This is a genomic window from Thauera sp. GDN1, assembly GCF_029223545.1.
Classification (GTDB): Bacteria; Pseudomonadota; Gammaproteobacteria; order Burkholderiales; family Rhodocyclaceae; genus Thauera.
In genome coordinates this window covers 1,039,409-1,064,641 of sequence record NZ_CP097870.1, presented here as the reverse complement: position 1 = coordinate 1,064,641, position 25,233 = coordinate 1,039,409, and the positions used below count along the sequence as shown (strand labels likewise).

Genomic DNA, 25,233 nt, shown 5'->3' with positions numbered 1-25,233 from the left:
GTCAGCTTCCGGCGGGCGGGCCGGCCTCGGTGCGCAGCAGCCAGTCGTGCAGGTGGGCGGCGATGCGCTCGGCGCAGCGCCCGTCCCACAGCTCGGGGATGCGCCCGCCCTTGCCGCCGGTGGCGAGCACGCCGCGCGCCGCGGCGAGGATGGCCTGCGGATCGATGCCGACCAGGGTGTTGGTGCCCTGCTCCACGGTGATCGGACGCTCGGTGTTCTCGCGGATGGTGATGCAGGGCACGCCGAGCGCGGTGGTCTCTTCCTGGATGCCGCCGGAGTCGGTGAGCACCATGCGCGCGCCCGACATCAGGCCGAGCATCTCCAGGTAGCCCTGCGGCGGCAGGATCAGGAAGCCCGGGGTGTCGAGCCGGCCGAGCATGCCGAAGCGCTCGAGGTTGTTGCGGGTGCGCGGATGCAGCGCGACGACCAGCGGCAGGCGCTCGGCGACGGTGCGCAGGGCGTCGATGATCGGCCCGAGCACCTCGGCATCGTCGACGTTGGACGGCCGGTGCAGGGTGACGACGCCGTAGCCGCCGGCAATCCGCCCGGCATCCAGCCCGGCGCTGGCGAGCAGCGCGTCGGCAGGCACCGCCTTGGGCAGGCTGGCGCGCAGGCTGTCGATCATGACGTTGCCGACGAAGACCGCGCGCTCGGGCGCGATGCCCTCGCGCGCGAGGTTGTCGTGGGCGGAGCGCTCGGTGGTGTAGAGCACGTCGGAGATCTGGTCGGTGAGGACGCGGTTGATCTCCTCAGGCATGCGCCGGTCGTAGCTGCGCAGGCCGGATTCGACGTGCACCACCGGGATGTGGCGCTTGCTGGCGACCAGCGCGCAGGCGAGCGTGGAATTGACGTCGCCCACCACCAGTACCGCGCGCGCGCCGTACTCGTCGATCACCGGCTCGAAGCGCTTCATGACCTCGGCGGTCTGCACCGCGTGCGAGCCGGAGCCGACGGCGAGGTTGACGTCGGGCTCGGGCAGTTCGAGGTCGGCGAACAGGCGGTCCTTCATCGCCGGGTCGTAGTGCTGGCCGGTATGCACCAGCAGCGTGGGGATCGGCGGATTGTGGGCGGCGAAGGCGCGGATGATGGGCGCGACCTTCATGTAGTTGGGGCGGGCGCCGACGACGCAGATGACCGGCGCGGGCTTCTCGGCCGTAGTGCTCATTCGGATTTGTCCGTTGCCGGCGCGTCGCGGCGCACCGCCTGCAGCAGTTGGGAGAGGACCTGGAGGGTCGCGGAGACCGACTGCTCGAGACCGGCGAGCCGCGCCTCGATGCGCTGCAGGTCGTAGTTGCCGGCGAGGCTCGTGGCCCGCTCGGCGAGTTCGGGCGGCGCGCGCAGGCGCTCGAGCGCGAGGGCGTCGAGGCGCAGCGCGAGCTCCGCATCACCGCCCGCCGCGGGCTGCGGCGGCTGCAGCGGACGGGCGCGGCCGGGGGCGAACTCTTCCTTGAGCTCGTCGATCACCTCGCGGACGTCGCCTTCGCCGATCATGTGGCGCTCGCCGAGGTAGGCGGACAGCATCAGCCGGTCGCACAGGGTGTTGATGCGGCGCGGGATGCCGCCGGTGTAGCCATATATGGCGCTGAACGCACCCGGCTCGAAGTCGGGGTCCCTGGCCCAGCCGACGCGCGACAGGCGGTGCTCGATGTAGCCGCGGGTCTCCTGAGCGTCGAGCGGGCCGAGGTGGTAGGAGGCGATCACGCGCTGGCGCAGCTGCTGCATCTCGGGGTGCTGCATCATGTCGCGGAATTCCGGCTGGCCGACCAGGAAGCTCTGCAGCAGGGCGTGGTCCTCGAGCTGGAAGTTGGACAGCATGCGCAGCTCCTCGACCGCCGCCGGGGTCAGGTTCTGCGCCTCGTCGACGATCAGCAGCGCGCGCTTGCCCGCCGCGGTGACCGACACCAGGTAGGTCTCGAGCGCCAGCAGCAGCCCCGCCTTGTCGAGGTTGCGGCTGGGCACGCCGAAGGCGGCGGCGACCAGGCGCAGCATGTCGTCGGCATCGATCTGGGTGCTGACGATGTTGGCCGCGACGACGCGCTCGGGGTCGAGCTGCTCGAACAGGCTGCGCACGATCGTCGTCTTGCCGGCGCCGATCTCGCCGGTGATGACGATGAAGCCCTCGCTCTGGTGCAGGCCGTACTCCAGGTAGGCCATCGCCCGCCGGTGGCCCCGGCTGCCGTAGAAGAAGGCGGGGTCCGGGTTGAGCTGGAAGGGCTTGCCACTGAGCTTGAAGAATGAGGTGTACATCGGCTCTCCGCTCAGAACCGCATGCCGACCGCGGCGACGATCGTGTTCTCGGTGTAGGCGTCGGTGCCTTCGGACCTGGTGTGGCGGTAGGTGAGGCTGGCGCTGGTCCGCGGGCCGAGGTTGCGGGTAACGCCGACGGTGTAGGCGGTGCGCGTCGTCTCGTCCTCGTCCTCGCCGTAGCCCTGGGACTTCGAGCGCTGCAGCGCGAGCCTCAGCGTGGCCAGGCCCGAGAGCTTGTGATCGAAGGCCACGAAGGCCTCGCGCGTCTTGACGCGGTCGTAGGTGTCGAACTCGTCGTCGACCAGGCCGCTGAAGCCCAGGGTGTCGAGTTGCGAGCGGTCGGTCTGGGCGACGCCGACGGTGAGCGTGTTGCGCACGCCGATCAGGGTGACGGCAGCACGCACCGCCTTGCTGACGTAGTAGCGGTTGGTGCGGATGAAGAGCGGCGTGAGCCCGGCGAGGTAATCGTCGACCGCGTCCGGGTCGGTGACGAGGAGCTCCTCGAGATCCAGGATGTTCTGCGGGGTGAGCAGCAGGGTCTCGCCGAGCTCGTCCAGCGAGGACGTGATGTCGCGCGTGGCCGAGAAGCTCCATACCGAGCGCGCCATGCGGTGCTGCACGCCGACGTCGTAGCCGGTGCCGAAGATGCGGTCCTCGCCGGTGGCGGAAATGCTGGTGCGCTCGGTCGGCGACCAGTCGAAGCCCGCCCCCCAGATGGCACCGCTCTCGCCCTGGACCGTCGAATAGTCGTTGGACTCGTAGCCGGCGATCGCACGTACCCGGAACTGCGGATCGAGGTTGATGAAGAGCGTGCCGCGGCCGATTTCCTGCATGAGGTCGCGGGTGTCGCCTTCGTCGTAGCGGGTGTCGGTGCGCTGGTAGTCCAGCCCCCAGCCGAACAGGCGCAGGGCGACCGGATCCGCCACGCTCGCGTTCCAGGTGCTGGTGCGGCGGTCGCCCAGGGCGTTATCCCCGCCGCTCAGCCAGCGCTCCTGATAGCCGATGTTGCCCAGCCCGCTCTCGCCGAAACGAAATCCGAAGCGCGGACCGACATAGAACAGCCGGGTCTCGTTGTCCTCATCGCTGTCGAGCGTGTCGCCGGCGAAGCGGCCGCGGAACGCGGAGCGGTTGTCGCGGCTGACCGAGGCCCCGAGGTCGACGAAGAATGCATCCTCGACGGCCTCGATCGTGCCCCTGCCCTGCAGCGCGAGGAAGGTCGTGTTGTCCTCGGTCTGTTCGGCATAAATCTGGTTGCGCAGCCGCATGTCGAGCGCACCGCTGAAGCGGCCCGACTCGCGACTGATCGACACCCCCGGCGAGACCTCCAGGATCCAGTCCTGCTGCTCGTCGGTGTCGGTGGTGTCGACGTTGTCGGTCCAGGTCAGGCTGGTGTCGAGGGTGGGCTGGATGCGCACCGTCTGCGCCTGCGCGAGTCCCGACGCAGTGAGCGGCAGCAGCAGCGCGGCAATCAGCGTGAGGCGCGGGAGGGCCACCTCAGGCCGCGTTCTCGCGCGGCTTTTCACCATAAGCATATCCGTATCCATATCCGTAGTACGACCCGGGTCCGCTCTGACGCGACTTGTTGAGCATCATCAGCTTGATCGGGCAGCTTTCGATGGTGGCCAGCGCCTGCTTGACCGAGGCGTGCGTGGTGCGCTCGGCTTCGACCACGACCAGCACCTGGCCCATGTGGGTGGCGAGCACGCGCGATTCGGTGGTAACGAGCAGCGGCGGCGAATCGAAGATGACGATGCGGTCGGAGTAGCGGCTGGCGATCTGCTTGAGCAGCCGGTTCATGTTCTCCGAGGCGAGCAGCTCGGTGGCGCGCTGATGCGGCATGCCGGCGGGCAGGATCGAGAGCTTCTCGATGTTGGTGCGCAGCAGGACCTCGCTGAGGTCGGTGACCTCGCCGGCCAGCACGTCCATCAGGCCGCGCTCGGGCGGCAGGCCGAGCTGGCGGAACACCGAGGGCCGCGACACGTCGGCATCGACCAGCAGCACCGTGTAGTCGAGTTCCATCGCCATGCTGATCGCGAGGTTGATCGCACTGAAGGTCTTGCCCTCGCCCGGCAGGGCGCTGGTGACCATGATCAGGTTCGCGTTCTCGATGCGCACCGCGCTGGTGTCGGTGGCATTGCGCAGCAGCGGCCGCTTGATGACGCGGAACTCCTCGGCGATCGACGAGCGCGGCTCGTCGGGTGTGACCATGCCCCGCGCCGCCAGGGCACCCAGGTCTATGTGGGCCGTTCGCGACACCGGCGCCGCCTGCGCCAGGGGCGCGGTCAGCGGCACCTCGGAGGACTGGGTGAGGCTTCTTGCGGGCGCCGCGGCAGCCGCCTCAGGTCCGGCACCAGCCGGGGGCCGGGCTGCCGGCGGCGATAGCTGTTCGTCCCCCGGCTCGGCCGAGGCCTGCTTGAGCTGATCGAGGCGTTGCGCGGCTTTTTCAATAAGACTCATCGTGAGGCCTCGTTTAACCCTGGATCAAGCGCAAGGCGACCGCAGCCGCGGCGAACGCACCGGCATAGGCCGCGACACCGGCCCCGAAGGCGAACAGGCCGCGTCTCCGCGCCGCCGCGCGCTCGCGCGTGCGCAGCATGGAGACCGAGCCCAGCACCGGCAGGCCGCTGACCTCGCGCAGCGTGCGCGGATCGGTGAATGCAGGACGCAACTGGCTGATCAGGAAGGTCAGCGCGAAGCCGGCGGCAAGCCCGACCAGCCCCGCCAGCGGGATCAGCAGGATGCGGTTGGGCGCAGTCGGCTTTGTCGCCAGCGTGGGCGGGTCGATGACGCGGAAGTCGGCCACCCCGGTCTGGGTGTTCATGTCCACCGCGATGCTGGCCGACTCGCGACGCGCGACCAGGGCGTCGTAGTTGCTCTTGTGCACGCTGTAGTCGCGGTTGAGCTGGGCCATTTCCGCCTCGATCTGCGGCACCATGCGCGCCTGCTCGCGCAGCTGGTCGAGCCGCCCCTGGAACTCGCCGACGCGCACCCGCAGCGAAGCCACGCGCGACTCGGCCTGCACCAGGGCGAGCTTCATCTGCTGATACACCGGGTTGGAATCGAGCGCGCCGAACTGGCTGCCGCCGCTGGCCTGCATGGTCTGCACCTGCGCGAGCTTCTGCGCCTCGAGCTCCTCGATCAGGCGCCGCGTGCCGGCCACGTCGGGGTGCTTGTCGGTGTAGCGCAGCAGCAGCTCGTCGAGGTTGCGCTTGAGGGTGTCGATGCGGCCGTCGATCTCGGGGATCGACACCCCGGACGCCGACGGCGTCTGCGGCAGCAGGACCGGCTCCTCGCCGACCAGCTGGCGCTGCAGCGAGTCGCGGCCGTTCTCGGCCTCGCGCAGTTCGAGCCGGGCCTGCTGCACCTGCTCGGAGAGAGCGCCGATCTGGGCGACGTAGTCGCGCGCACCGTCACCGAGCACCGCCATGTTGCGCAAGCGGAACTCCTTCACCCGGTTCTCGGCCTCGGTGAGCTTGTGCTCGTAGCTGCGGATCTGCTCCTCGATGAAGCGCCGCGCGGCGTCCGCGTCCTGGCGTTTGCTGCCCAGGCCGGACTCGACGAACAGCGACAGCAGCGACTGCACGACGCGCTGCGCGCGCTCGGGCCGGGTGTCCGAATACGACAGGGTGAACAGGTTGGTGCGGTCGGCCGAGCCGATGCGCAGGTCCTCGGACAGGCGGGTGATCAGGGCTTCGCGCTGTTCGGGCGTATTCACCCCGAGGTCGAGGTCGGCCATGGTGATCAGCTTCTCGACGTTCGGGCGGCTGATCAGCGTGCGGCTCAGCATCGCGATCTGCTGGTCGACGTTGGGCTGCACCGCCAGCCCCGCCATCAGCGGGCGCAGCACCGACTGCGTATCCACGAAAACGCGCGCGCTCGATTCGTACTTGTCGGGCATCTTGTAGATGACGACTCCGGCGACGATGCCGACGATCCAGGCGAGCGCGAGCCCCCACCACCGGAAGCGCCACATGCCGCGCAGGTAGCCGGTGATTTGCGATACGAGTTCTTCCATGAATCAGCTCGCAGGATTCGGGTCGGGCCTCACCGCCTGCGCGGCGCCGGCCCCGCCCGAGGGGTGGATCGGGATCCCGGGATCAGAACCAGCTCTGCGGGATGATCAGCACGTCGCCCGGACGCATCTCGACGTTGGCCGACACGTCGCCACGCTTGACCAGATCCTTGATGCGCACGCTGTACTGCTTGTTGCCCTCACCGGTGCGCAGGATGCTCGCGGCGTTGCCGTCGGCGAATTCGGTCAGCCCGCCGACCGCGATCATGACGTCGAGCAGGGTCATCTTCTGCGTGTAGGGCAGGATGCGCGGCTCGGCGGCCTCGCCGACCACGCGGATCTGCTCGCTGTAGGGGCCGGCGAAGTTGGTGACGATCACGGTGACCACCGGCTCGCGGATGAACTTGGCCAGTTCCTTCTCGATGTCTCGCGCCAGCGTGGTGGAGTCCTTGCCGATCGCCGGCAGGTCCTCGACCAGCGGCGTGGTGATCTTGCCGTCGGGGCGCACCGGCACCGACATGGAGAGCTCCGGGTTGCGCCAGACGACGATGTTGAGGGTGTCGCCCGGACCGATCAGGTAGTTGTATTCGGCATCCGCCGCGGCGGGCGGCGCCGACGGGAAGGAAGACGCACAGCCGGCGAGCACGCCGACGGCGGCCCCCAGCACCAGGAAACGAACCACCCCAGACCACATGCCCCGAATCTTGCTGCCCATGACGAATCCCCCAGTTTGCTCGGAACCGCGAATCACATGCCGGTCGCAGGAGACCGGACATTTTCGATGATCGTATGAAGATACGCCAAAGGCCACACAGGAACAAATGCACGACCACGGCCAGTCCGGCAGCCCTGCTGACCGCGATCCGGCTGCGGCGGGACGCATGCGGGACGAATTTCCACCGGGCGGAGGGCGAGCACTGCGGTCGCGACCGACGCGCGGCCGCGATCAGGCCACGATCCGGACCTTGCCGGCGGTCGCGGCGCCGAGGTGGCGCGCGAAGGCGGCGCGCACCTCGTCCTCGCCATGCACCAGGCGAACCTCGCCGGGCAGATGGCGCATGCGGGTGACGAAGCGGGTGAGGTCGGCCTGGTCGGCATGCGCCGAGTAGCCGGACATCGAATGCACGCCGGCGCGGATGTCGATGCGCTCGCCATCGAGCTCGACGTAGCCGCCGCGCGGGCCGTAGGTCTGGATGGCATGCCCGGGCGTACCGCGCGCCTGGTAGCCGACGAAGAGCACGTCATGGCGCGGGTCGCCGAGCATGGCCTTGAGGTAATTCACCACCCTGCCGCCGGCGCACATGCCGCTGGCGGCGATGACGATGGCGGGCTCGCGGCTGCGCGCCAGGCGCTGCACGTTGGCGAGATGGCGCTCGTGGGTGTCGATGGCGACCAGCTGATCGTAGCTCAGCGGCTGGCGACCGGCGCGAACCCGCGCCCGCGCCTCGGCGTCCCAGAACGGCTGCAGCGCGCGGTAGAGCTCGGTGAAGCGCTGGGCGAGCGGCGAGTCGAGGAAGATCTTCAGCCCCGCCCACTTGTCCGCATGCTTGCCCGGGCGCTGGCGCTCGGTGTGCAGGATGTCCTCGAACTCGTACAGCAGCTCCTGCGTGCGGCCGATGCTGAAGGCCGGGATGATGACGGTGCCGCCGTCCTCCAGCGCACGCTCGACCACCGCCTGCAGGCGCTTGCGCCGGTTGCGGCGATCCTCGTGCTGGCGGTCGCCGTAGGTGGTCTCGAGCACCAGCACGTCGGCCTGCCACGGCGGGCGCGGCGCGGGCAGCAGCGGCGCATGCGGCGCACCGAGGTCGCCGGAGAAGATCACGCGGCGCTTGTCGGGCCAGGCCGCGCCGGAGAGCTCGCATTCGACGTAGGCCGAACCGAGGATGTGCCCGGCGCGCTGCAGGCGGATGCGGCAGGTGGCGCCGGCGCTGCGGTAGATCGTGTGCCACTTGCCGTAGGGCAGCGCGCGGATGCGCGGCTCGACCATGTCGAGGTAGCGCTCGACCATCGCCCTGTCGCGGCTGACGCCGACCTGGAAGGCGTCGGCCAGCACCGTGGGCAGCAGGCGCGCGGAGGGCTCGCTGCACAGGATCGGCCCCTTGAAGCCGGCCGCCAGCAGCCACGGCAGGCGGCCGCAGTGGTCGATGTGCACATGGGTCAGCACCAGCGCGCCGATGCCGGCGATCGGGAAGTCGATGTCGAGCCGGTCGGCGCCGGCCCTGCCGTCGGGCGCGGTCTCGGTGCCCTGGAACAGGCCGCAGTCGATCAGGAAGCTGTTGTCGCCCTCGACGAAGAGCTGATGACAGGAGCCGGTGACGCCATGGCGCGCGCCGTGATGGTGGATGGTCGGATTCATGACGCCATTCTATTCAATCGCTCGACCTCCGGCCAGAATCGATGCCATCCACATCATGGAAGCATTACCCCGTGGGAGCGCCGCCTTACTCCATCCCCCACTTCTGCAGCCGGTAGCGCAGCTGGCGCAGCGTCATGCCGAGGTTGCGCGCGGCGGCGGAGCGGTTCCAGCGCGTCTGCTCGAGCGCGCGGATGATGCGCAGGCGCTCGGCCTCGTCCGGCGCCTCGACCGCCTCCTCGCCGGCGGCGGGCTCCGGCTGCGGCGCGTCGTAGTAGCTGCCGGCCAGGCTGTCGGTGAGCCAGCCCGACGCGGTCTGCTCCGGGTAGAGCTCGATGTCGGCGGCGCCGATCTCGCTGCCCTCGCACAGCGCGCAGGCGCGCTCGAGCAGGTTCTCCAGCTCGCGCACGTTGCCCGGGAAGGCGTGGCGCTGCAGCGCCTGCAGCGCGTCGGGCGACAGGCGGCGCGGCGCGCCCCCCTCGCGCGCGGCCAGGCGCGCCAGGATGTGGGTGGCGAGCTCGGGGATGTCCTCGCGACGTTCGCGCAGCGGCGGCACGCGCAGGGTGATGACGTTGATGCGGAAGAACAGATCCTGGCGGAAGCGCCCCTCGGCGACCAGGCGGCCGAGATCCTGGTGCGAGGCCGACAGGATGCGCACGTCGACCGGCTCCTCGGCATGGGCGCCGACAGGGCGCACCGCGCGCTCCTGGATCGCGCGCAGCAGCTTGACCTGCATGGCCAGCGGCAGCTCGCCGATCTCGTCGAGGAACAGCGTGCCGCCGTTGGCGGCCTGGAACAGGCCTTCCTTGTCGGTGCCGGCGCCGGTGAAGCTGCCCTTGCGATGGCCGAAGAACTCGCTCTCCATCAGCTCGGGCGAGATCGCACCGCAGTTCACCGGCACGAAGGGGCCGGTCGCGCGCGCACCGAGGCCGTGGATGTAGCGCGCGATGACCTCCTTGCCGGTGCCCGATTCGCCGTGGATGAACACCGGCGCCTGGTTGCGCGCGAGCTTCTCGGCCTGGCCGCGCAGCTGCACGAAGGCCGGCGAATGGCCGATGAGGGCACGCGTGGTGCCGGGCACGGGGGCCTCGCCGGCGCCGTCCTTGAGCTTGAGCGCATGGCTGACGAGCTCGCGCAGGGCCTTGAGCTCGACCGGCTTGGTGACGAAGTCGAAGGCGCCGAGCTTGAGCGCGCGGATCGCGGTCTCGATGCTGCCGAAGGCGGTGATCACGGCCACCGGCAGGCCGGGCTGGCAGCCCTGGATGAGCTCGACCAGCTCCAGGCCGTCGCCATCGGGCAGGCGCATGTCGGTCAGGCACAGGCGGTAGCGGCGCTGGGCGAGCAGCTCGCGCGCGGCCTGCACCGAGCCGGCGGTGTCGCAGGCGAGCCCCATGCGCATCAGCGACAGCTCGAGCAGTTCGCGGATGTCGTCCTCGTCGTCGACGACCAGGACGTCGATGGATTGCGGGCGGTTGCGGCGTTCGACGAAAGTCATGGGTGTTTGCGTGCGCTGAGCACCAGATGGGCGCCGGGGCCGGCGCTGGCGAGCGCGAGCTCGGCGTCGTTGGCTTCGGCCAGTTCGCGGGCGATGTAGAGACCGAGCCCGGTGCCCTTGGGGTGGGTTGTGAAGAAGGGTTCGAACAGGTGGGCGACGACGGCCTCGCCGAAGCCGGGGCCGTCGTCGCGCACATGCAGCGCGATGCGCTCCCCGGGCAGCGCCTCCGTCCACAGCCGGATGGCGCCGGGCCGCCCGGAACAGCAGCGGGCGGCGTTGGCGAGCAGGTTGTCCAGGATCTGGTGCAGATGGGCGCGGTCCATCGCCAGCGTCAGCCCCGGGTCGATGTCGACCGCGTACAGCGGCAGCTCGTCCGCATCGCGGAACACGCGGCCGTCGATGACCTCGCCGACGAAGGCCGCCAGCGGCAGGGCCTCGGGCATCGCCTGCTCGCGACGGCCGAGGGCGAGCACGTCGCGGATCATGCGCTCGATGCGGCGGGCGTTGTCGTTGATGATGCGCACCAGGCGCACCTGCATCTCGCCGCGCTTCTCCTCGCGCAGCAGCTCCGCGGCCTGGGTGACGGCCGACAGCGGGTTGCGGATCTCGTGCGCCATGCTGGCGGTGAGCCGGCCGAGGGCGGCGAGCTTGATCTGCTGCAGCTGGCGCTGGATGTCCTCGTAGTCGGTGAGGTAGAGCAGCGTGTCGCCCGCCGCCGCGCTGCCCGCCTCGCCCGCCACCGCGCGGCAGTGGATCAGGCGCCCGCCGGGCCCGACGCGCAGCAGCCGGCCGTCGGCGGCCACACCGGGAGCGGCGGCAGGCTGCAGCATCGGCTCGAAGGCGGCGTCGAGATCACCGAGCGCGAGCCCCTCCAGCCCCTCGGCGCGGGTGTGCATCATGCCCAGCAGGTCCACCGCCTGCGGGTTGGCGTGCAGGATGCATCCGCGCGCGTCCACGACGATCACGCCATCGCGCATGTCGCGGATGATGTGTTCATTGACCGCCTGCTGCTTGGCGAGCGCGGCCCCGCGCTCGGCGGCGAGCGAGGCGTTGGCCTGGGCACGCATCGCCAGCAGGCGCGCGACCACCGCGATGCCGAAGAAGCCGGCGCAGAAGATGCCGACCTGCAGGAAATCCACCGACTGTCTGCCGCCGACGTAGCGCCAGGTGTTCTCGATCAGCACCGCGATGGTCGCCAGCGCGGCGGTGAACAGCACCATCCGCCCCTCGGCGATCAGGCCGGCGCCGGCCAGCATGACCATGATCAGCGCCGGAATGCCGCTGCGGTAGCCGCCGCTGAGCCACATGATCAGCGACAGCGCGATCACGTCGATCACCACCTGCAGCGCGACGGTGCGCTCGAAACCGAGACGCCGCGCCGCGTCCGGAAAGCCCAGCGCGAGCACGGCGCCGAGATAGCCGAGGGCGACGAGCTGGTAGATGCGCGGCGCCTCGTCACCGAGGCCCAGCTCGCGTCCGGCGACGAGGAACAACCCGGCCAGGATCAGCCGGAACAGGTTCAGGTAGCGCAGCGAGACGCTGCGCGCGCGGTCTCCCTCCGCGTACGGCACGGTGGCGAGCGACTCAGCCAGCGCGCCGCCCGGCACTACGGTGGGCCTCGCAGCAATAGAAGTCCTCGCCGGCGCGCACGCCCTCGGACTCGGGCACGATCAGGCCGCAGTGGCGGCACTCGAGCATGCGCTCGGCCGACACCGGCTTGCCTTCCCTGCGCCGCAGCCCGCCCTGCGCCTTGAAGCGCCGCAGCGCACCGCGCGCCCACCAGATGCCGATGAAGACCAGAATGACGATGAGCAGATTGCGCACGATTGGGGCAGCGCAGAGGGTGCGCCGGCGGGTATGGGAAACGGCGGAATTCTAGCATGGGGCCGGGCGGCCTCCGCGGCGGCGCGGGGAGGTCGCGCGCCCCTGTCCGAGCGGGTTTGCCCGCGAACGTCGCGCGCTCGACCGCTGCTTTCGCGGGCAAGCCCGCTCCCACGGATCCTGGTCTGCAGCAGGTAGCCCGGTCGGGATCGCTCCCCCGAGCCCGCCGGGTTTGCGACAATGCGGCTCGCGTCTTTCATTCGAACCCGTCCCCGGACCGCCGCCGCCATGCCGAGTTTTCCCGCCCCCATCGAATCCCGCCTGCCGAACGTGGGCACGACCATCTTCACCGTGATGTCGCGCCTGGCGCAGGAGTGCGGTGCGATCAACCTGTCGCAGGGCTTCCCCGACTTCAACGCCGAGGACCTGCTGTTCGAGCGCGTCGCCCACTGGATGCGCGCCGGCCACAACCAGTACGCGCCGATGGCGGGCTGCCTGCCGCTGCGCGCGGCGATCGCCGCCAAGGTCGAGGCGCTCTACGGCACGTGCTACGACGTCGAACACGAAATCACGGTGACCGCCGGCGCCACCCAGGCGCTTTTCACCGCGGTCACCGCCTGCGTGCGCCCGGGCGACGAGGTGATCGTGTTCGAGCCGGTGTACGACTCCTACGTGCCGGCGATCGAGCTCGCCGGCGGCAAGGTGGTGCGCATGCGCCTCGCCGCGCCCGACTACCGTCCCGACTGGGATGCGGTGGCCGCCGCGATCGGGCCGCGCACGCGCATGACCATGATCAACACCCCGCACAACCCCACCGCCACGGTATGGACCCGCGACGACCTCGACCGCCTCGCCGCCTTGACCCGCGGTACCAACATCGTCGTGGTGGCCGACGAGGTCTATGAACACATCGTCTTCGACGGCGCCACGCACGCGAGCTGCGCCGCGCATCCGGAGCTGGCTGCACGCAGCTTCGTGGTGTCGAGCTTCGGCAAGACCTACCACATCACCGGCTGGAAGGTGGGCTACATCCTGGCGCCGCGCGAGCTGATGGCGGAGTTCCGCAAGGTGCATCAGTTCAACGTGTTCACGGTGAATACCCCGGTGCAGCTCGCGCTCGCCGACTATATGGCCGATGCCTCGCGCCACCTCGGGCTGGCGGCGTTCTACCAGGCCAAGCGCGACTTCTTCCGCGACGCCCTGGCCGGCTCGCGCTTCGAGCTGCTGCCCTCGCGCGGCACCTACTTCCAGCTCGCGCGCTACGGCGCGATCTCGGACCTGGGTGATGCGGCCTTCTGCGAGCACCTGACGCGCGATGTCGGGGTGGCGGCGATTCCGGTGTCCGCCTTCTTCGCCGACGGCCGCGACGAGCGCGTGATCCGTTTCTGCTTCGCCAAGAACGAAGCCACCCTGGCCGCCGCCTGCGAGCGCCTGAGCAAGCTTTGAGCACATGAAGCTCGCGGGTGCCCCCGCTCCCACACGCCCTTCCGGCGCGGTACGCTGTGGGCGTGGGGACACCCGCGATTGCCGCCACCCGAATCCGACACACCGCTTCCACCAGTCGCTGCGCCGAAGGTGGCTGTGGGAGCGGGGGCACCCGCGATTGCAGCGCCTGCCGAACCCCCCCTCCTCTTCAGAGACCCTGGCCCGATGTTCAAGCAACCGATTCCGACCCTGCAGCGCGACGGCGACACCGTCCGCATCCTCGACCAGACAGCGTTGCCCTTCCGCACCGAGACAGTGGTGCTGCGCACGCTCGCCGACGCCGCCCATGCCATCCGCAGCATGCAGGTGCGCGGTGCGCCGCTGATCGGCGCCACCGCCGCCTTCGGCGTCGCGCTGGCGCTGCGCCACGAAGGCGGTGAGGACGAAGCCCTGGAACGCGCGCTGAAGGTGCTCGGCGCCACCCGCCCCACCGCGGTCAATCTGCACTGGGCGCTCGCGCGCATGGACGCCGCGCTGCGCCCGCTGCCGCGCGCCCAACGCCTGGACGCCGCCTGGAGCGAGGCCGAGGCCATCCGCGCCGACGATGCCGCGACCTGCGACGCCATCGGCCGCCACGGCCTGGCGCTGATCCGCGACCTCGCCGCCCGCCGCCCCGGCCCGGTGCGGCTGATGACCCACTGCAATGCCGGCTGGCTCGCCACCTGCGGCGCCGGCACCGCGCTCGCGCCGATCTACGCGGCGCAGGCCGAGGGTATCGCGGTGGAGGTCTTCGTCAGCGAGACCCGCCCGCGCAACCAGGGCCTGCTCACCGCCTGGGAGCTGCGCGCCGCCGGCGTGCCGCAGGTGCTGATCGCCGACAACGCCGCCGGCCTGCTGCTGATGCGCGGCGAGGTGGACATGGTGATCACCGGCGCCGACCGCATCGCCGCCAACGGCGACACCGCGAACAAGGTCGGCACCTGGCTGAAGGCGCTCGCCGCCCAGGCCGCCGGCGTGCCCTTCTACATCGCCGCGCCCCACTCCACGCTCGACTTCGCGTGCGCGGACGGCGCGGCCATTCCGATCGAGGACCGCGGCGCCGCCGAGGTCTGCCGCATCCGCGGCACCACCGAGGCCGGCGACATCGCCGAGCTCGCCCTCGCCCCGGCCGACACCCGCGCCGCCAACCCCGCCTTCGACGTCACCCCGGCCGCGCTCATCCGCGGCATCATCACCGAACGCGGCATCGCCGCCCCCGGCGAGCTGGCGCGCCTGTATCCGGAGCACGAACGATGAGCGACACCCCGGGCATCTGCATCCACGAGGAGGCCGGCTGGCAGCCGCCGGATCCGCAGCGCGCCGAGCTGCTGGCCACGCTGCGCGCGATGTCGGACGCGGGCCTCAACGTGGGCACGGCGGGGAATGCGAGCGTGCGGATCACCGGGGCAGGCGTGGGCGAACCCGGCAGCGTACGCATGCTGATCTCGCCCAGCGGCCTGCCCGCCGAGCGCTGCCGGCCGCAGGACATGGTGGAAGTCGGCACCGACGGCAGCTACACCGGCGCGCTCGCACCGTCCTCGGAATGGAAGCTGCACCAAGACATCTACGCAGCCTTTCCCGCGGCAGGCGCGGTGCTGCACGCGCACTCGCCCTTCGCCACCGCGCTCGCCTGCCAGCGCCGCGAGATCCCGCCCTTCCACTACATGATCGCGCGCTTCGGCGGCACCACCGTACGCTGCGCCCGCTACGCCACCTTCGGCACCCAGGCCCTGTCGGACGCCACCGTCGCCGCGCTGGAGGGCCGCAACGCCTGCCTGCTCGCCAACCACGGCATGGTCGTGCACGGCCGCGACCTTGCCCACGCGCTCGCGCTGGCGATCGAGCTCGAGACCCTGTGCGCCCAGTACTGGCGCACCCTGCAGCTGGGGGACCCGGTGCTGCTGTCGGACGAGGAGATGGCCGAGGTCATCGAACGCTTCAGGTGGTACGGCAGGCCGCGGCGCTAGAACCACTTCGCACGCCGGGCGGCGGGCACGCCCCGGCGGCGGCCGGCCCGAGCTTCAGCGCTCCAGCACCCGCAACAGGCTCGCCGTGTCCTCGCGCCCCCAGCCGGCGCGCATCAGCGCGTTGAGCTGCTGCCACACCTGGGCCGCCACCGGCAGCGGCGCGCCGAGCTTTGCCGCCTCGTCCATCAGGATGGCGAAGTCCTTGTGATGCAGCCGCGCCTCGATGCCGGCGGCGAAGTCGCGCTCGACCATCTTCGCACCCATCACCTCCAGCACCTTGGACCCCGCCGAGCCGCCCATCAGCGCCTGGCGCACCGCGGCGACGTCGACGCCGTGGGCGTTGGCCAGGCTCACCGCCTCGGCGCAGGCCTGGATGGTGGAGACCATGATCATCTGGTTGCAGGCCTTGGCGACCTGGCCGGCGCCGGGCGGGCCGATGTGCACGATGCGCTTGCCGAGCACCTCGAACAGCGGGCGCACGCGGGCGAGCGTGTCGTCCTCGGCGCCGGCCATGATCGCCAGCGTGGCGTCGCGCGCGCCCTGGCCGCCGCCGGACACCGGCGCGTCGACCCAGCCGATGCCGCGTTCGGCGTAGCGTGCGGCGAGCGCACGCGCGGTCGCCGGCGCGATCGTGCTCATGTCGACATGGATGCTGCCGGGCGCGAAGCCCGCGGCCAGCCCGTTCGCGCCGAAGGCGAGCGCCTCGACGTCGGCGCTGGCGGTGACGATGGTGACGACCACCTCGCTGCGCGCAGCCAGCTCGGCAGGCGTCGCGCACAGCGGCACGCCCTCGGCGGCCAGCGCCGCGGCCGATTCGGGACGGCGCGCCCACACCGCCAGGTCGTGGCCGGCGGCGCGCAGGTGGCGGGCCATGGGTTCGCCCATCACGCCCAGGCCGATGAATCCGATCTTCATGTTGGTCTCTCCTGCCCCATTCATTGGCCCGCGCCGCCGCTCATGCGCTCGAGGAGCGCGAGCATGGCGACCGAATCGTCCTCGCCCAGGCCGCTGCCGGCCATGGCGTTGAAGAGCTGCATGGTGGCCGCGGCCGTCGGCAGCGCCAGGCCGAGGCGGTGGGCCTCGTCCATGACGATGCGCATGTCCTTCTGGTGCATCCAGGCCTTGAAGCCGGGCCTGAAGTTGCGCTCGAGCATGCGCTGGCCGTGGTTCTCCAGGATGCGCGAATACGCGAAGCCGCCGAGCAGGGCCTCGCGCACCCTGGCGCCATCGACGCCGCTCTTGGAAGCGAAGTTGAGCGCCTCGGCCACCGAGGCCACCCCGACCCCGGTGAGGATCTGGTTGCAGGCCTTGGCGACCTGGCCGGCGCCGGCGTCGCCGATGCGGGTGATGGACTTGCCCATGGCCGCGAACAGCGGGCGCACGCGCTCGAAGGCTTCGGCGTCGCCGCCGACCATGATGGTGAGCTTGCCGGCGATGGCGCCCGGCTCCCCGCCGGACACCGGGGCGTCGAGGGCGACGATGCCGCGCTCGGCCAGGCGCGCGGCGATCGATTGCGCCGCGGCCGGGGCGATGGTGCTCATGTCGATGTGGATGTGACCCGCGCTCGCGCCGTCGGCGATACCGTCCGCGCCGAGGGTGACCTGCTCGACGTCGGGTGCGTCGGCCACCATGCTGATCGTCACCGCCGCACGCCGCGCCACCTCGGCAGCGCTGGCGCAGTCGCCGGCGCCCGCCTCGAGCAACGGCTGCATCGACTCGCGGCGGCGGCTCCACACGTGCACGCGATGGCCGGCCTTGACGAGATTGAGGGCCATGGGCCGGCCCATGAGGCCGAGTCCGATGAATCCGACGTCCATTGAGTGAAGTCCTCCAGGGTGGGGAAGCTTGGGCGGGTGTTTGGCATTCGCGGGCAAGTCCGCTCCCACGGCGAGGCACCGCCTGGCACCCCCGGTGGGAGCGGCCTTGGCCGCGAAAGCAGCGCTCGGAGCGTGCCCAAAACGGGCTGGCCGCCGCAGGCCAAGCCCGCCATAATCGCCGCCATGAAATACGGCGCAATCATCAAGGAAATCGGGCGGGGCGCCAAGGGCGCCCGCGACCTGGACACGGCTGCAGCGGCGGCGCTCTTCGGCGACATCCTCGACGGCGTCGTGCCCGAGCTCGAGCTCGGCGCGATCCTGATCGCCTTCCGCATCAAGAGCGAGGCGCTGCCGGAGCTGCTCGGCTTCAAGCAGGCGATGGACGCACGTACGGCGCAGGTCACGGTGCCCGACGGGCCGCGCTGCGTGGTGCTGCCGACCTACAACGGCGCGCGCCGCCAGGCCAACCTGATGCCGCTGGTGGCGCTGCTGCTGGCGCGCGAACGGGTGCCGGTGCTGATCCAGGGGCGGCACGACTTCGAGACCCGGGTGAGCCCGTTCGAGCTGCTCGCCGCACTCGACCTGCACCCGGCTGCGGATGCCGCCGAGGCCTCGGCGCAACTCGCGCAGCGGCGCATCGCCTGCATCGGCGTGGACAGGCTGCTGCCCGGGCTCGACCCGCTGCTCGCGCTGCGCGTGCGCATGGGCGTGCGCGCCAGCGGCCACACCATGGCCAAGCTCATCGACCCCTGCCGCGGACGCAGCGTGCGCGTGGTCGCGGTGACCCACCCCGAGTACCTCGAGCGCATGGACGCCTTCCTGCGCGCCGACGGCGGGCGTGCGATGCTGATGCGCGGCACGGAAGGCGAGATCTACGCCAACCCACGGCGCTGCCCGGAGATGAAGGTGTATGTGGATAGCCATGCCGCGGTCGGAGTGGCGGGCGAGGAAGGCGGCGCGCCGCCGCTCGCCGGCCTGCCCGACGCGCCCTCGGTGGCGGACAACGCCGCGCTGATCCGCGCGATGCTGGCGGGCGAGGTCGCGGTACCCGAGCCGATCCTCAGGCAGGTTGCCGCGCTCGCATCCCTTGCGCGCTGAACGCGGCGCGGGCCGGCCGCACGGGATCGCGACTTCCGTCGCTCCCACAGTGTGAGGTCGGAGGCGCGGGCCGGTGGGAGCGACGGAAGTCGCGATTGCCCCGGCTCCGATTCACCCGCCTTCGCGCCCTGCGGAACCCTGAGGCGCGGCCCTCAGGCCGCCAGGCGCCCCGCGCGGTAGTCGGCGACCGCCTGGTAGATCTCCTGCTCGGTGTTCATGACGAAGGGACCGTACTGCGCGATCGGCTCGCCGAGCGGGCGGCCGGCGATCAGCAGCGCGCGGGTTTCGGTCGCGGCCTCGATCGCCACGCCGTCGCTGTCCGCGTCGTTGGCGAGGATCGCCATGTTGCGCACCGGGACTGTCTGGCCGTCCACCTTCAGCTCGCCGCGATAGACGTAGAGGAAGGCGTTGTGCCCGGCGGGCAGCGGCTGTGCGAAGCTGGCGCCGGCCGGCAGATGCAGGTCGAGGTAGAGCGGCGCGGTAGTGTCGCGGGTGACGGCGCCGCCGACGCCGTGGCTGTCGCCGGCGATCACGGTCGCCTCGACACCGGCCTCGGTGGTGAAGCGCGGCAGCTCGGTGGCGGCGAAGTCGCGATACCAGGGCGCGCTCATCTTGTCCTTCGCGGGCAGGTTCAGCCATAGCTGGAAGCCTTCCATCAGGCCCTCTTCCTGCTGCGGGATCTCGGAGTGGATCACGCCGCGCCCGGCGGTCATCCACTGCACGCCGCCGTTCTCGAGCAGGCCCTCGTGGCCGGCGCTGTCACGGTGCAGCATGCGCCCGGCGATCATGTAGGTGACGGTCTCGAAGCCGCGGTGCGGGTGGTCGGGGAAGCCGGCGATGTAGTCGTCGGCCTTGTCGCTGCCGAAGGCGTCGAGCATCAGGAAGGGATCGAGCCGGCGCTGCAGCTTCTGGGTGAGTACGCGGGTGAGCTTGACGCCGGCACCATCCGAAGTCGGCATGCCGGTGACCAGGCGTTCGAGCGCGCGCGGACGGCTCACGCGGGCGGAGGGAAGGCGGGCGTTGCTCATCTGCGTTCTCCTGGGGATCGGGGTTGCGGGACGGGTTGCCCCGCCCTCCTTGTGCGCGGCCGGCCTGCGCCGACCGCGGGAATCAGGCGAGTGCGGCCTCGATGTCGGCAGCGGCCTCGGCGAAGCCCTGGGTGGCCGCCTCCTCGCCCATGTTCAGGCCCTCGGCATAGACGAGGCGGACGTCGGTCATGCCGACGAAGCCGAGCACGGTCTGCAGGTAAGGCGTCTGGGTGTCCGCCGCCGTGCCGCGATAGCGACCGCCGCGGGCGAAGGCGAGGATGACCTTCTTGCCCTTGAGCAGGCCTTCGGGGCCGTTCTCGGTGTAGCGGAAGGTGACGCCGGCGCGGGCGATGGCGTCGATCCAGTTCTTGAGCTGCGCGGAGATGGTGAAGTTGTACATCGGCACGCCGATGACGACGACGTCGGCGGCCTGGACCTCGGCGATCAGCGCATCGCTGGCGGCCACGCGGGCGGCCTGCTCTGCCGTGCGCTGCTCGGCCGGGGTGAACAGCGCGCCGAGCGCGGCCTCGTCGACAATCGGCGCCGGCGAGCGCGCCAGGTCGCGCACGACGACCGTGGCCGCGGGATCGGCGGCGCGCAGGCGGGCGACGATGTCGGTGGCGAGACGGGTGGAGTTGGCGCCTTCGGAGCGGGCGCTGCCGTTGATCTGCAGGATGTTCATGTTCGGGTCCTCGACGGTTGGGGGATCAGGTGAAGCGAAGTCTATTCAATTCTCTTCTTTGCATTAATCCATCGAAATAGACATCATTGTTCCTCACATGGAACAAATAGACCCCAATGACCTGCTGATCTTCGTGCGCGTCGTCGACGAGGGCAGCTTCACCGCCGCCGCGGACCGCCTCGGCCTGCCGAAATCGACCGTATCGCGCCGGCTGTCGCAGCTCGAGGAGCGCCTGGGCGAACGCCTGCTGCTGCGCACCACACGGCGCCTGAACATCACCGAATTCGGCAGCGCCCTGCTCGAGCACGCGCGTCAGGTGGAGACCGAGGTCGGTGCGGTGGCCGCGCTGGCCGAGAACAGGCAGGCGCGGCCGAGCGGGCGGCTGCGCGTGTCGATGCCGAACGACTTCGCCAACCTGCTGCTGACCGACATGCTGGCCGCGTTCTCGGCGCTGCATCCGGCGGTGACGCTGGAGCTGGACCTGTCGCCGCGCCGGGTGGACCTGCTCGGCGAGAACTTCGACCTTGCGATCCGCATGGGCGCCCTGCCCGACGACACCCTGCTCGCCGCACGCCGGCTGGCGGACTTCCCGTCCGGGCTGTACGCCTCGCCGGGCTACGTCGCCGAACACGGCGAACCGACGGCCCCGGAAGAGCTGCACCGCCACCGCGCATTGCGCCTGCTGGCGCGCACCGGCGAGCCGATCGGGTGGACACTGCTACGCGCGGATGCACGCTGGGACGGCGTGCCGCCGGGTTCGATCACCGCCAATTCGCCCGAGCTGCTGATCCGCTTCGCGCGCGCCGGCACCGGCATCGCCGCGGTGCCGGACTATTTCGCCGCGCCCTATGTGCGCCGCGGCGAACTGCAGCGCGTGATGGCCGACTGGTGCCTGCCGTCGATCACCGCCTGGGCGGTGTTCCCGGGACGCAAGCTGATGCCGGCCAAGACGCGTGCCTTCCTCGACATGCTGCAGGCCGCGTTCGTCGCTTGAACTGGCGTCGGGGAGCCGCGGTCGGAGGACAGGCGTGCGAAAAGGCCGTGGGAACTGCGCCTTTCCGCCGCGCGATGACGTGCCCCCTGGGCGCGAGGCGCCGCTTACAATGGCGCCCTCTTCCGGACCCTGAAACACGATGACCCTGATTGCACGAATCCTTCACCTGCCCGCACGGGTGCTCTATCTCGCGCTGTTCCTGGTCGCGACCGGGCTGCTCGGCTTCGGCCTCTACCTGCAGCACGTCGTCGGCCTGGAACCGTGCCCGATGTGCATCATGCAGCGCTACGCCTTCGCGACCGCGGCGCTGATCGCGCTGATCGCGGCCATCCACGCCCCCGGGCGCACCGGCGAACGCGTCTATGCCGGCCTGATCGGCGCCGCGGCGCTGACCGGCGGCGTCATCGCCGCACGCCAGAGCTGGATGCAGATCGACCCGCCGCTGATCCCGGAATGCGGCCCGGGCCTGGAGTTCATGCTCGAGAGCTTCCCGCTCGCGCAGGCGCTGCCGATGATCTTCCGCGGTGCGGGCGACTGCACCGTGATCGAATGGACCTTCCTCGGCCTGTCGATCGCCAACTGGTCGCTGGTGAGCTTCACCGCAACCGTGCTGTTCGCCGCCTGGATGCTGCTGCGCCGGGCCTGATCGCGCGCTCGGCGGTGCGAGGTTCGCGGCTTCCGCCGCTCCCACTGGTCGGGTCGCCGACACAGTGGGAGCGGCGGAAGCCGCGATTGCTTCGGTGCCGGCCCCGCAGTTCAGTTGCAGCTCGCCGGGCCGTCCTTGACACCCAGCTTGTGCAGGATGTTCACCAGCGGGCACAGCCCGGTGAAGGCGCTCTGGAACAGGTTGAGGCCGACGAAGCCGGTCACCCACAGGAAGTGCTTGCTGACGAAGAGCGGCGAGGCCTCGACGCCGAGCGCGAGCGAGATCAGGACGAAGGCGCCGGCGAAGGCGCGGACGTAGTCGTTGGTGGTCATGCGGGATTCTCCTCGGGGTTTTGCAGACGGGCGATGCGGCCGCGCATGGCCGCGTAGTACAGCACCGGGATCACCACCAGGGTGAGCACGGTGGACACGAAGATGCCGAAGATCAGGCTGATGGCCAGGCCGTTGAAGATCGGGTCGTCGAGGATGAACACCGCGCCGATCATCGCCGCCAGCGCCGTGAGCCCGATCGGCTTGGCGCGCACCGCGGCGGCGCGGATCAGGGCCTCGCCGAACTCCATCCCTTCGGCGACCTGCTGATTGACGAAATCCACCAGCAGGATGGAGTTGCGCACGATGATGCCGGCGAGCGCGATCATGCCGATCATCGAGGTCGCGGTGAATTGCGCGCCGAACAGCGCGTGGCCGGGCATCACGCCGACGATGGTGAGCGGGATCGGCGCCATGATGATCAGCGGCACCAGATAGCTCCTGAACTGCGCCACCACCAGCAGATAGATCAGCACCAGGCCCACCGCGTAGGCGGCGCCCATGTCGCGGAAGGTCTCGTAGGTGATCTGCCACTCGCCGTCCCACTTGAGCTGGTAGCCGGCGTAGGGGTCGGCGGGCTGGTTGATGAACCATTCGCCCAGCGTGCCGGCCAGCCCCGGCGCGCCCTCGAGCGCCATGCCATTCACCTTCGAACGGATGTCGAACATGCCGTACAGCGGCGAATCCAGCTTGCCGCCCATGTCGCCGGTCACGTACACCACCGGCAGCAGGTCCTTGCGGTAGAGGATCTGCTCGCGGCGGGTCTCGGCGACCTGCACCACCTCGGAGATCTTCACCAGCTGACCGGCGTTGTCGCCGCCGCGCGCGCGCACCTGCATCGCGAGCAGGTCGGCGAGGTCGGACTGGCGTACCGCCGGCAGCTGGATGCGCACCGGGATCTCGTACTTGTTGTCGCCGCCATGCACCGGGGTGACGTTCTCGCCGGACAGCCCCAGGCGCACGACCTCGACGATGTCGGCCTGGGCCACACCCATGCGCGCGGCCTTGGCCTGGTCGACGCGCAGCACCAGCTTGGGCGCGTCCTCGTCCACCGTGTCGTCGACGCCGACGATGTCGGGCGTGTCCTCGAAAGCGGCGCGCACACGCCTGGCCACTTCCACCTGGCCGTCGTAGTCCGGGCCGTAGATCTCGGCGACGATCGGCGACAGCACCGGCGGGCCCGGCGGCACTTCCACCACCTTGGCGTTGCCGCCGTTGCGGCGCGCGATCTCGGTGACCGCGTCGCGCACCGACACCGCGATCTCGTGGCTCTGGCGGCTGCGCGCCTTCTTGTCGACCAGGTTGACCTGGATGTCGCCCTGCTCCGGCGCGCTCCTCAGGTAGTACTGGCGCACCAGGCCGTTGAAGTTGATCGGTGCGGCGGCGCCGGCGTAGGACTGCCAGTCGGTGACCTCGGGGACGGTGGCCAGATGGGCGCCGATCTCGTTGAGCACGCGCGCGGTGTCCTCGACCGGCGTGCCGACCGGCATGTCGAGCACGATCTGGAACTCGCTCTTGTTGTCGAAGGGCAGCATCTTCATCACCACGAACTGCACCACCGGCAGCGCCACCGAGGCGCCGATGAGTGCGAACACCACCATCCACAGCGCGAGCCGGTTGCGGCCGCCGCGGCGGGCGTCGAACATCGGCGTCATCACGCGGCGGAAGAGGCCGTCGAGGCGCTTCGTCATCCTGTCCTCGCCGCCGTGCTGGTGGGCGTCGACGTTCTTCAGCAACTTCTGCGCGAGCCAGGGCGTGACCACGAAGGCCACCACCAGCGAGATGAACATGCCCATCGAGGCGTTGATCGGGATCGGGCTCATGTAGGGGCCCATCAGCCCGGTCACGAAGGCCATCGGCAGCAGCGCCGCGATCACCGTGAACGTGGCGAGGATGGTGGGCCCGCCGACCTCGTCGACCGCTTTCGGGATCAGCTTCCACAGCGGCGTGTCGGGCTCGAGCGTGTGCCAGCGGTGGATGTTCTCCACCACCACGATGGCGTCGTCCACCAGGATGCCGATCGAGAAGATCAGCGCGAACAGCGACACCCGGTTGAGCGTGAAGCCCCAGGCCCAGGAGGCGAACAGCGTCGCCGCAAGCGTGAGGGTGACCGCGATGCCGACGATGATCGCCTCGCGCCGGCCGAGCGCGAAGAACACCAGCGCCACCACCGCGGCGGTGGCGAAGGCGAGCTTGCCGATCAGCTGGTTGGCCTTGTCGTTGGCGGTCTTGCCGTAGTCGCGGGTGACGGTGATCTCCACGCCCTCCGGGATCAGGCTGCCGCGCAGGTTCTCCAGGCGCTGCATCGCCGCCTGGGCGACGTCGGCGGCGTTGGCGCCGGGCTTCTTCGACAGCGCCAGCGTGACCGCGGGGAACAGGCCGTGCTGGCCGATGCCGCGCTGCTCGGCGGCGGCGCCGGTGCCGAACCAGACGTACTGCGCGGGCTGGTCGGGGCCGTCGACCACCTCGGCGACGTCGCGCAGGAACACCGGCTTGCGCTCCTGCACGCCGACCACCAGGCTGCGCACGTCCTCGGCGGATTCGAGGTAGGTGCCGGTCTGCACCAGCACTTCCTTGTTGCCCGCGACCAGGCTGCCCGCCGGCTGCGAGGCGTTGGCGAGCTGAAGCGCGCCGCGCAGGTCCTGGGCGGTGACGCCGTGCGCGTTCATGCGCTCGATGTCCATGTTCACCCGGATCACGTGGCCGGGACCGCCGAGGGTGGCGACGTCGCGCGTGCCGGGGATGCGCTTCAACTCGGTCTCGATCGCGCGCGCGACCTGCTGCAGCGAGAACGCGGCGCGCTCGGGGTCGGCGGTCCACAGCGTGAAGCTGACGATCGGCACGTCGTCGATGCCCTTGGGCTTGATCAGCGGCTTGCCGACACCGAGCTGGGGCGACAGCCAGTCGGCGTGGGAGTCCACCGTGTCGTAGAGCCGCACCAGCGCGGTCTGGTTGGGCACGCCGACCTCGAACTGCACGGTGATGACCGCCATGCCGGGGCGCGACACGGTGTAGACATGCTCGACGCCGGCGATGCGCGACAGCACCTGCTCGGCCGGCCGCGCCACCAGGGCCTCGACGTCGCGCGCCGAGGCGCCCGGGAAGGGCACCAGCACGTTGGCCATGGTGACGTCGATCTGCGGCTCTTCCTCCTTGGGCGTGATCAGGGTGGCGAAGATGCCGGCCAGCAGCAGCACCAGCGCCAGCAGCGGCGTGATCGCGTTGCGCTGGAAGCCGGCCGCGATACGGCCGGAGATGCCGAGGGGCTTGTCCATGACGG

22 protein-coding genes are annotated in these 25,233 nt (G+C 70.5%); 6 read left to right on the top strand and 16 right to left on the bottom strand.

Going from position 1 to position 25,233, the window contains the following annotated elements; all coding sequences use genetic code 11:
• Position 1: 1 nt before the first annotated feature.
• The 10 genes from wecB to CKCBHOJB_RS04815 all read right to left on the bottom strand — a co-directional run bounded on the left by wecB (position 2) and on the right by CKCBHOJB_RS04815 (position 11,931).
• Positions 2-1,165, bottom strand: coding sequence for a UDP-N-acetylglucosamine 2-epimerase (non-hydrolyzing) (gene wecB, locus CKCBHOJB_RS04860; RefSeq protein ID WP_281050888.1), 1,164 nt, complete (start codon positions 1,163-1,165; stop codon positions 2-4).
• Positions 1,162-2,247: an XrtA/PEP-CTERM system-associated ATPase gene (locus CKCBHOJB_RS04855; RefSeq protein ID WP_281050887.1), complete on the bottom strand. Its 1,086-nt coding sequence runs from the start codon at positions 2,245-2,247 to the stop codon at positions 1,162-1,164. Before CKCBHOJB_RS04855 ends, wecB begins: the two co-directional genes overlap by 4 nt.
• A gap of 11 nt (positions 2,248-2,258) precedes the next feature.
• Entirely contained in the window at positions 2,259-3,740 is a 1,482-nt protein-coding gene (locus CKCBHOJB_RS04850; protein ID WP_281050886.1) for a TIGR03016 family PEP-CTERM system-associated outer membrane protein, read from the bottom strand.
• Between the two features lies 1 nt (position 3,741).
• Positions 3,742-4,704: an XrtA-associated tyrosine autokinase gene (locus tag CKCBHOJB_RS04845; RefSeq protein ID WP_281050885.1), complete on the bottom strand. Its 963-nt coding sequence runs from the start codon at positions 4,702-4,704 to the stop codon at positions 3,742-3,744.
• A gap of 13 nt (positions 4,705-4,717) precedes the next feature.
• On the bottom strand, positions 4,718-6,262 hold the full coding sequence (locus tag CKCBHOJB_RS04840; RefSeq protein ID WP_281050884.1) for an XrtA system polysaccharide chain length determinant: 1,545 nt from the start codon (positions 6,260-6,262) through the stop codon (positions 4,718-4,720).
• Between the two features lie 82 nt (positions 6,263-6,344).
• The gene (locus CKCBHOJB_RS04835) at positions 6,345-6,953 is read right to left on the bottom strand and encodes an XrtA/PEP-CTERM system exopolysaccharide export protein (RefSeq protein ID WP_281051619.1); all 609 of its coding nucleotides are present in this window, start codon (positions 6,951-6,953) and stop codon (positions 6,345-6,347) included.
• Positions 6,954-7,205: 252 nt separating this feature from the next.
• Complete coding sequence (locus tag CKCBHOJB_RS04830; RefSeq protein ID WP_281050883.1) at positions 7,206-8,615, bottom strand: MBL fold metallo-hydrolase; 1,410 nt, start codon at positions 8,613-8,615, stop codon at positions 7,206-7,208.
• Between the two features lie 85 nt (positions 8,616-8,700).
• Positions 8,701-10,107, bottom strand: a complete 1,407-nt coding sequence (locus CKCBHOJB_RS04825; protein ID WP_281050882.1) for a sigma-54 dependent transcriptional regulator — start codon at positions 10,105-10,107, stop codon at positions 8,701-8,703.
• On the bottom strand, positions 10,104-11,678 hold the full coding sequence (locus CKCBHOJB_RS04820) for an ATP-binding protein (RefSeq protein ID WP_281050881.1): 1,575 nt from the start codon (positions 11,676-11,678) through the stop codon (positions 10,104-10,106). The genes CKCBHOJB_RS04825 and CKCBHOJB_RS04820 overlap by 4 nt, the downstream gene beginning before the upstream one ends.
• Positions 11,679-11,691: 13 nt before the next feature.
• On the bottom strand, positions 11,692-11,931 hold the full coding sequence (locus tag CKCBHOJB_RS04815; RefSeq protein WP_281050880.1) for a PP0621 family protein: 240 nt from the start codon (positions 11,929-11,931) through the stop codon (positions 11,692-11,694).
• Between the two features lie 285 nt (positions 11,932-12,216).
• Between CKCBHOJB_RS04815 and CKCBHOJB_RS04810 the strand changes: the two genes are divergently transcribed.
• From CKCBHOJB_RS04810 to CKCBHOJB_RS04800, 3 genes are all read left to right on the top strand, one after another.
• The gene (locus tag CKCBHOJB_RS04810) at positions 12,217-13,374 is read left to right on the top strand and encodes a pyridoxal phosphate-dependent aminotransferase (RefSeq protein ID WP_281050879.1); all 1,158 of its coding nucleotides are present in this window, start codon (positions 12,217-12,219) and stop codon (positions 13,372-13,374) included.
• Positions 13,375-13,578: 204 nt separating this feature from the next.
• Positions 13,579-14,649, top strand: coding sequence for an S-methyl-5-thioribose-1-phosphate isomerase (gene mtnA / locus CKCBHOJB_RS04805; RefSeq protein ID WP_281050878.1), 1,071 nt, complete (start codon positions 13,579-13,581; stop codon positions 14,647-14,649).
• An 89-nt stretch (positions 14,650-14,738) separates the two neighbouring features.
• Complete coding sequence (locus tag CKCBHOJB_RS04800) at positions 14,739-15,359, top strand: class II aldolase/adducin family protein (protein ID WP_281051618.1); 621 nt, start codon at positions 14,739-14,741, stop codon at positions 15,357-15,359.
• A gap of 54 nt (positions 15,360-15,413) precedes the next feature.
• On the opposite strand, the gene CKCBHOJB_RS04795 is transcribed toward CKCBHOJB_RS04800, so the two are convergent.
• Entirely contained in the window at positions 15,414-16,274 is an 861-nt protein-coding gene (locus CKCBHOJB_RS04795) for an NAD(P)-dependent oxidoreductase (protein WP_281050877.1), read from the bottom strand.
• Between the two features lie 20 nt (positions 16,275-16,294).
• A complete protein-coding gene (locus tag CKCBHOJB_RS04790) occupies positions 16,295-17,176 on the bottom strand; it encodes an NAD(P)-dependent oxidoreductase (protein ID WP_281050876.1) in 882 nt (293 codons plus the stop codon).
• Between the two features lie 183 nt (positions 17,177-17,359).
• On the opposite strand from CKCBHOJB_RS04790, the gene ybiB reads away from it, so the two are divergent.
• Positions 17,360-18,274, top strand: a complete 915-nt coding sequence (ybiB, locus tag CKCBHOJB_RS04785; protein ID WP_281050875.1) for a DNA-binding protein YbiB — start codon at positions 17,360-17,362, stop codon at positions 18,272-18,274.
• A gap of 152 nt (positions 18,275-18,426) precedes the next feature.
• On the opposite strand, the gene CKCBHOJB_RS04780 is transcribed toward ybiB, so the two are convergent.
• Both CKCBHOJB_RS04780 and CKCBHOJB_RS04775 read right to left on the bottom strand, forming a co-directional pair.
• Positions 18,427-19,302 (bottom strand): pirin family protein, encoded by an 876-nt coding sequence (locus CKCBHOJB_RS04780; RefSeq protein WP_281050874.1) that lies wholly within the window; start codon positions 19,300-19,302, stop codon positions 18,427-18,429.
• Between the two features lie 82 nt (positions 19,303-19,384).
• Entirely contained in the window at positions 19,385-19,984 is a 600-nt protein-coding gene (locus CKCBHOJB_RS04775; RefSeq protein WP_281050873.1) for an NAD(P)H-dependent oxidoreductase, read from the bottom strand.
• 97 nt (positions 19,985-20,081) lie between these two features.
• Here CKCBHOJB_RS04775 and CKCBHOJB_RS04770 point away from each other — a divergent pair, with 97 nt between their 5' ends.
• Positions 20,082-20,978, top strand: a complete 897-nt coding sequence (locus tag CKCBHOJB_RS04770) for a LysR substrate-binding domain-containing protein (protein WP_281050872.1) — start codon at positions 20,082-20,084, stop codon at positions 20,976-20,978.
• A gap of 139 nt (positions 20,979-21,117) precedes the next feature.
• Complete coding sequence (locus CKCBHOJB_RS04765; protein ID WP_281050871.1) at positions 21,118-21,624, top strand: disulfide bond formation protein B; 507 nt, start codon at positions 21,118-21,120, stop codon at positions 21,622-21,624.
• 110 nt (positions 21,625-21,734) lie between these two features.
• Here the strand turns inward: CKCBHOJB_RS04765 and CKCBHOJB_RS04760 are convergent, their stop codons facing one another.
• Both CKCBHOJB_RS04760 and CKCBHOJB_RS04755 read right to left on the bottom strand, forming a co-directional pair.
• Entirely contained in the window at positions 21,735-21,956 is a 222-nt protein-coding gene (locus CKCBHOJB_RS04760) for a DUF2892 domain-containing protein (protein ID WP_281050870.1), read from the bottom strand.
• Positions 21,953-25,228, bottom strand: coding sequence for an efflux RND transporter permease subunit (locus CKCBHOJB_RS04755; protein WP_281050869.1), 3,276 nt, complete (start codon positions 25,226-25,228; stop codon positions 21,953-21,955). Before CKCBHOJB_RS04755 ends, CKCBHOJB_RS04760 begins: the two co-directional genes overlap by 4 nt.
• Positions 25,229-25,233 lie beyond the last annotated feature (5 nt).

Bases quoted from the DNA above. Each gene is read 5' to 3' on its own strand.
- CKCBHOJB_RS04845 (WP_281050885.1), bottom strand. From the start codon at position 4,704: ATGAGTCTTATTGAAAAAGCCGCGCAACGCCTCGATCAGCTCAAGCAG.
- CKCBHOJB_RS04770 (WP_281050872.1), top strand. From the start codon at position 20,082: ATGGAACAAATAGACCCCAATGACCTGCTGATCTTCGTGCGCGTCGTC.
- CKCBHOJB_RS04760 (WP_281050870.1), bottom strand. From the start codon at position 21,956: ATGACCACCAACGACTACGTCCGCGCCTTCGCCGGCGCCTTCGTCCTG.
- CKCBHOJB_RS04755 (WP_281050869.1), bottom strand. From the start codon at position 25,228: ATGGACAAGCCCCTCGGCATCTCCGGCCGTATCGCGGCCGGCTTCCAG.
- mtnA (WP_281050878.1), top strand. From the start codon at position 13,579: ATGTTCAAGCAACCGATTCCGACCCTGCAGCGCGACGGCGACACCGTC.
- CKCBHOJB_RS04765 (WP_281050871.1), top strand. From the start codon at position 21,118: ATGACCCTGATTGCACGAATCCTTCACCTGCCCGCACGGGTGCTCTAT.
- CKCBHOJB_RS04835 (WP_281051619.1), bottom strand. From the start codon at position 6,953: ATGTGGTCTGGGGTGGTTCGTTTCCTGGTGCTGGGGGCCGCCGTCGGC.
- CKCBHOJB_RS04840 (WP_281050884.1), bottom strand. From the start codon at position 6,262: ATGGAAGAACTCGTATCGCAAATCACCGGCTACCTGCGCGGCATGTGG.
- CKCBHOJB_RS04800 (WP_281051618.1), top strand. From the start codon at position 14,739: ATGTCGGACGCGGGCCTCAACGTGGGCACGGCGGGGAATGCGAGCGTG.
- CKCBHOJB_RS04790 (WP_281050876.1), bottom strand. From the start codon at position 17,176: ATGGACGTCGGATTCATCGGACTCGGCCTCATGGGCCGGCCCATGGCC.
- ybiB (WP_281050875.1), top strand. From the start codon at position 17,360: ATGAAATACGGCGCAATCATCAAGGAAATCGGGCGGGGCGCCAAGGGC.
- CKCBHOJB_RS04775 (WP_281050873.1), bottom strand. From the start codon at position 19,984: ATGAACATCCTGCAGATCAACGGCAGCGCCCGCTCCGAAGGCGCCAAC.
- CKCBHOJB_RS04795 (WP_281050877.1), bottom strand. From the start codon at position 16,274: ATGAAGATCGGATTCATCGGCCTGGGCGTGATGGGCGAACCCATGGCC.
- wecB (WP_281050888.1), bottom strand. From the start codon at position 1,165: ATGAGCACTACGGCCGAGAAGCCCGCGCCGGTCATCTGCGTCGTCGGC.
- CKCBHOJB_RS04830 (WP_281050883.1), bottom strand. From the start codon at position 8,615: ATGAATCCGACCATCCACCATCACGGCGCGCGCCATGGCGTCACCGGC.
- CKCBHOJB_RS04855 (WP_281050887.1), bottom strand. From the start codon at position 2,247: ATGTACACCTCATTCTTCAAGCTCAGTGGCAAGCCCTTCCAGCTCAAC.
- CKCBHOJB_RS04825 (WP_281050882.1), bottom strand. From the start codon at position 10,107: ATGACTTTCGTCGAACGCCGCAACCGCCCGCAATCCATCGACGTCCTG.
- CKCBHOJB_RS04780 (WP_281050874.1), bottom strand. From the start codon at position 19,302: ATGAGCAACGCCCGCCTTCCCTCCGCCCGCGTGAGCCGTCCGCGCGCG.
- CKCBHOJB_RS04810 (WP_281050879.1), top strand. From the start codon at position 12,217: ATGCCGAGTTTTCCCGCCCCCATCGAATCCCGCCTGCCGAACGTGGGC.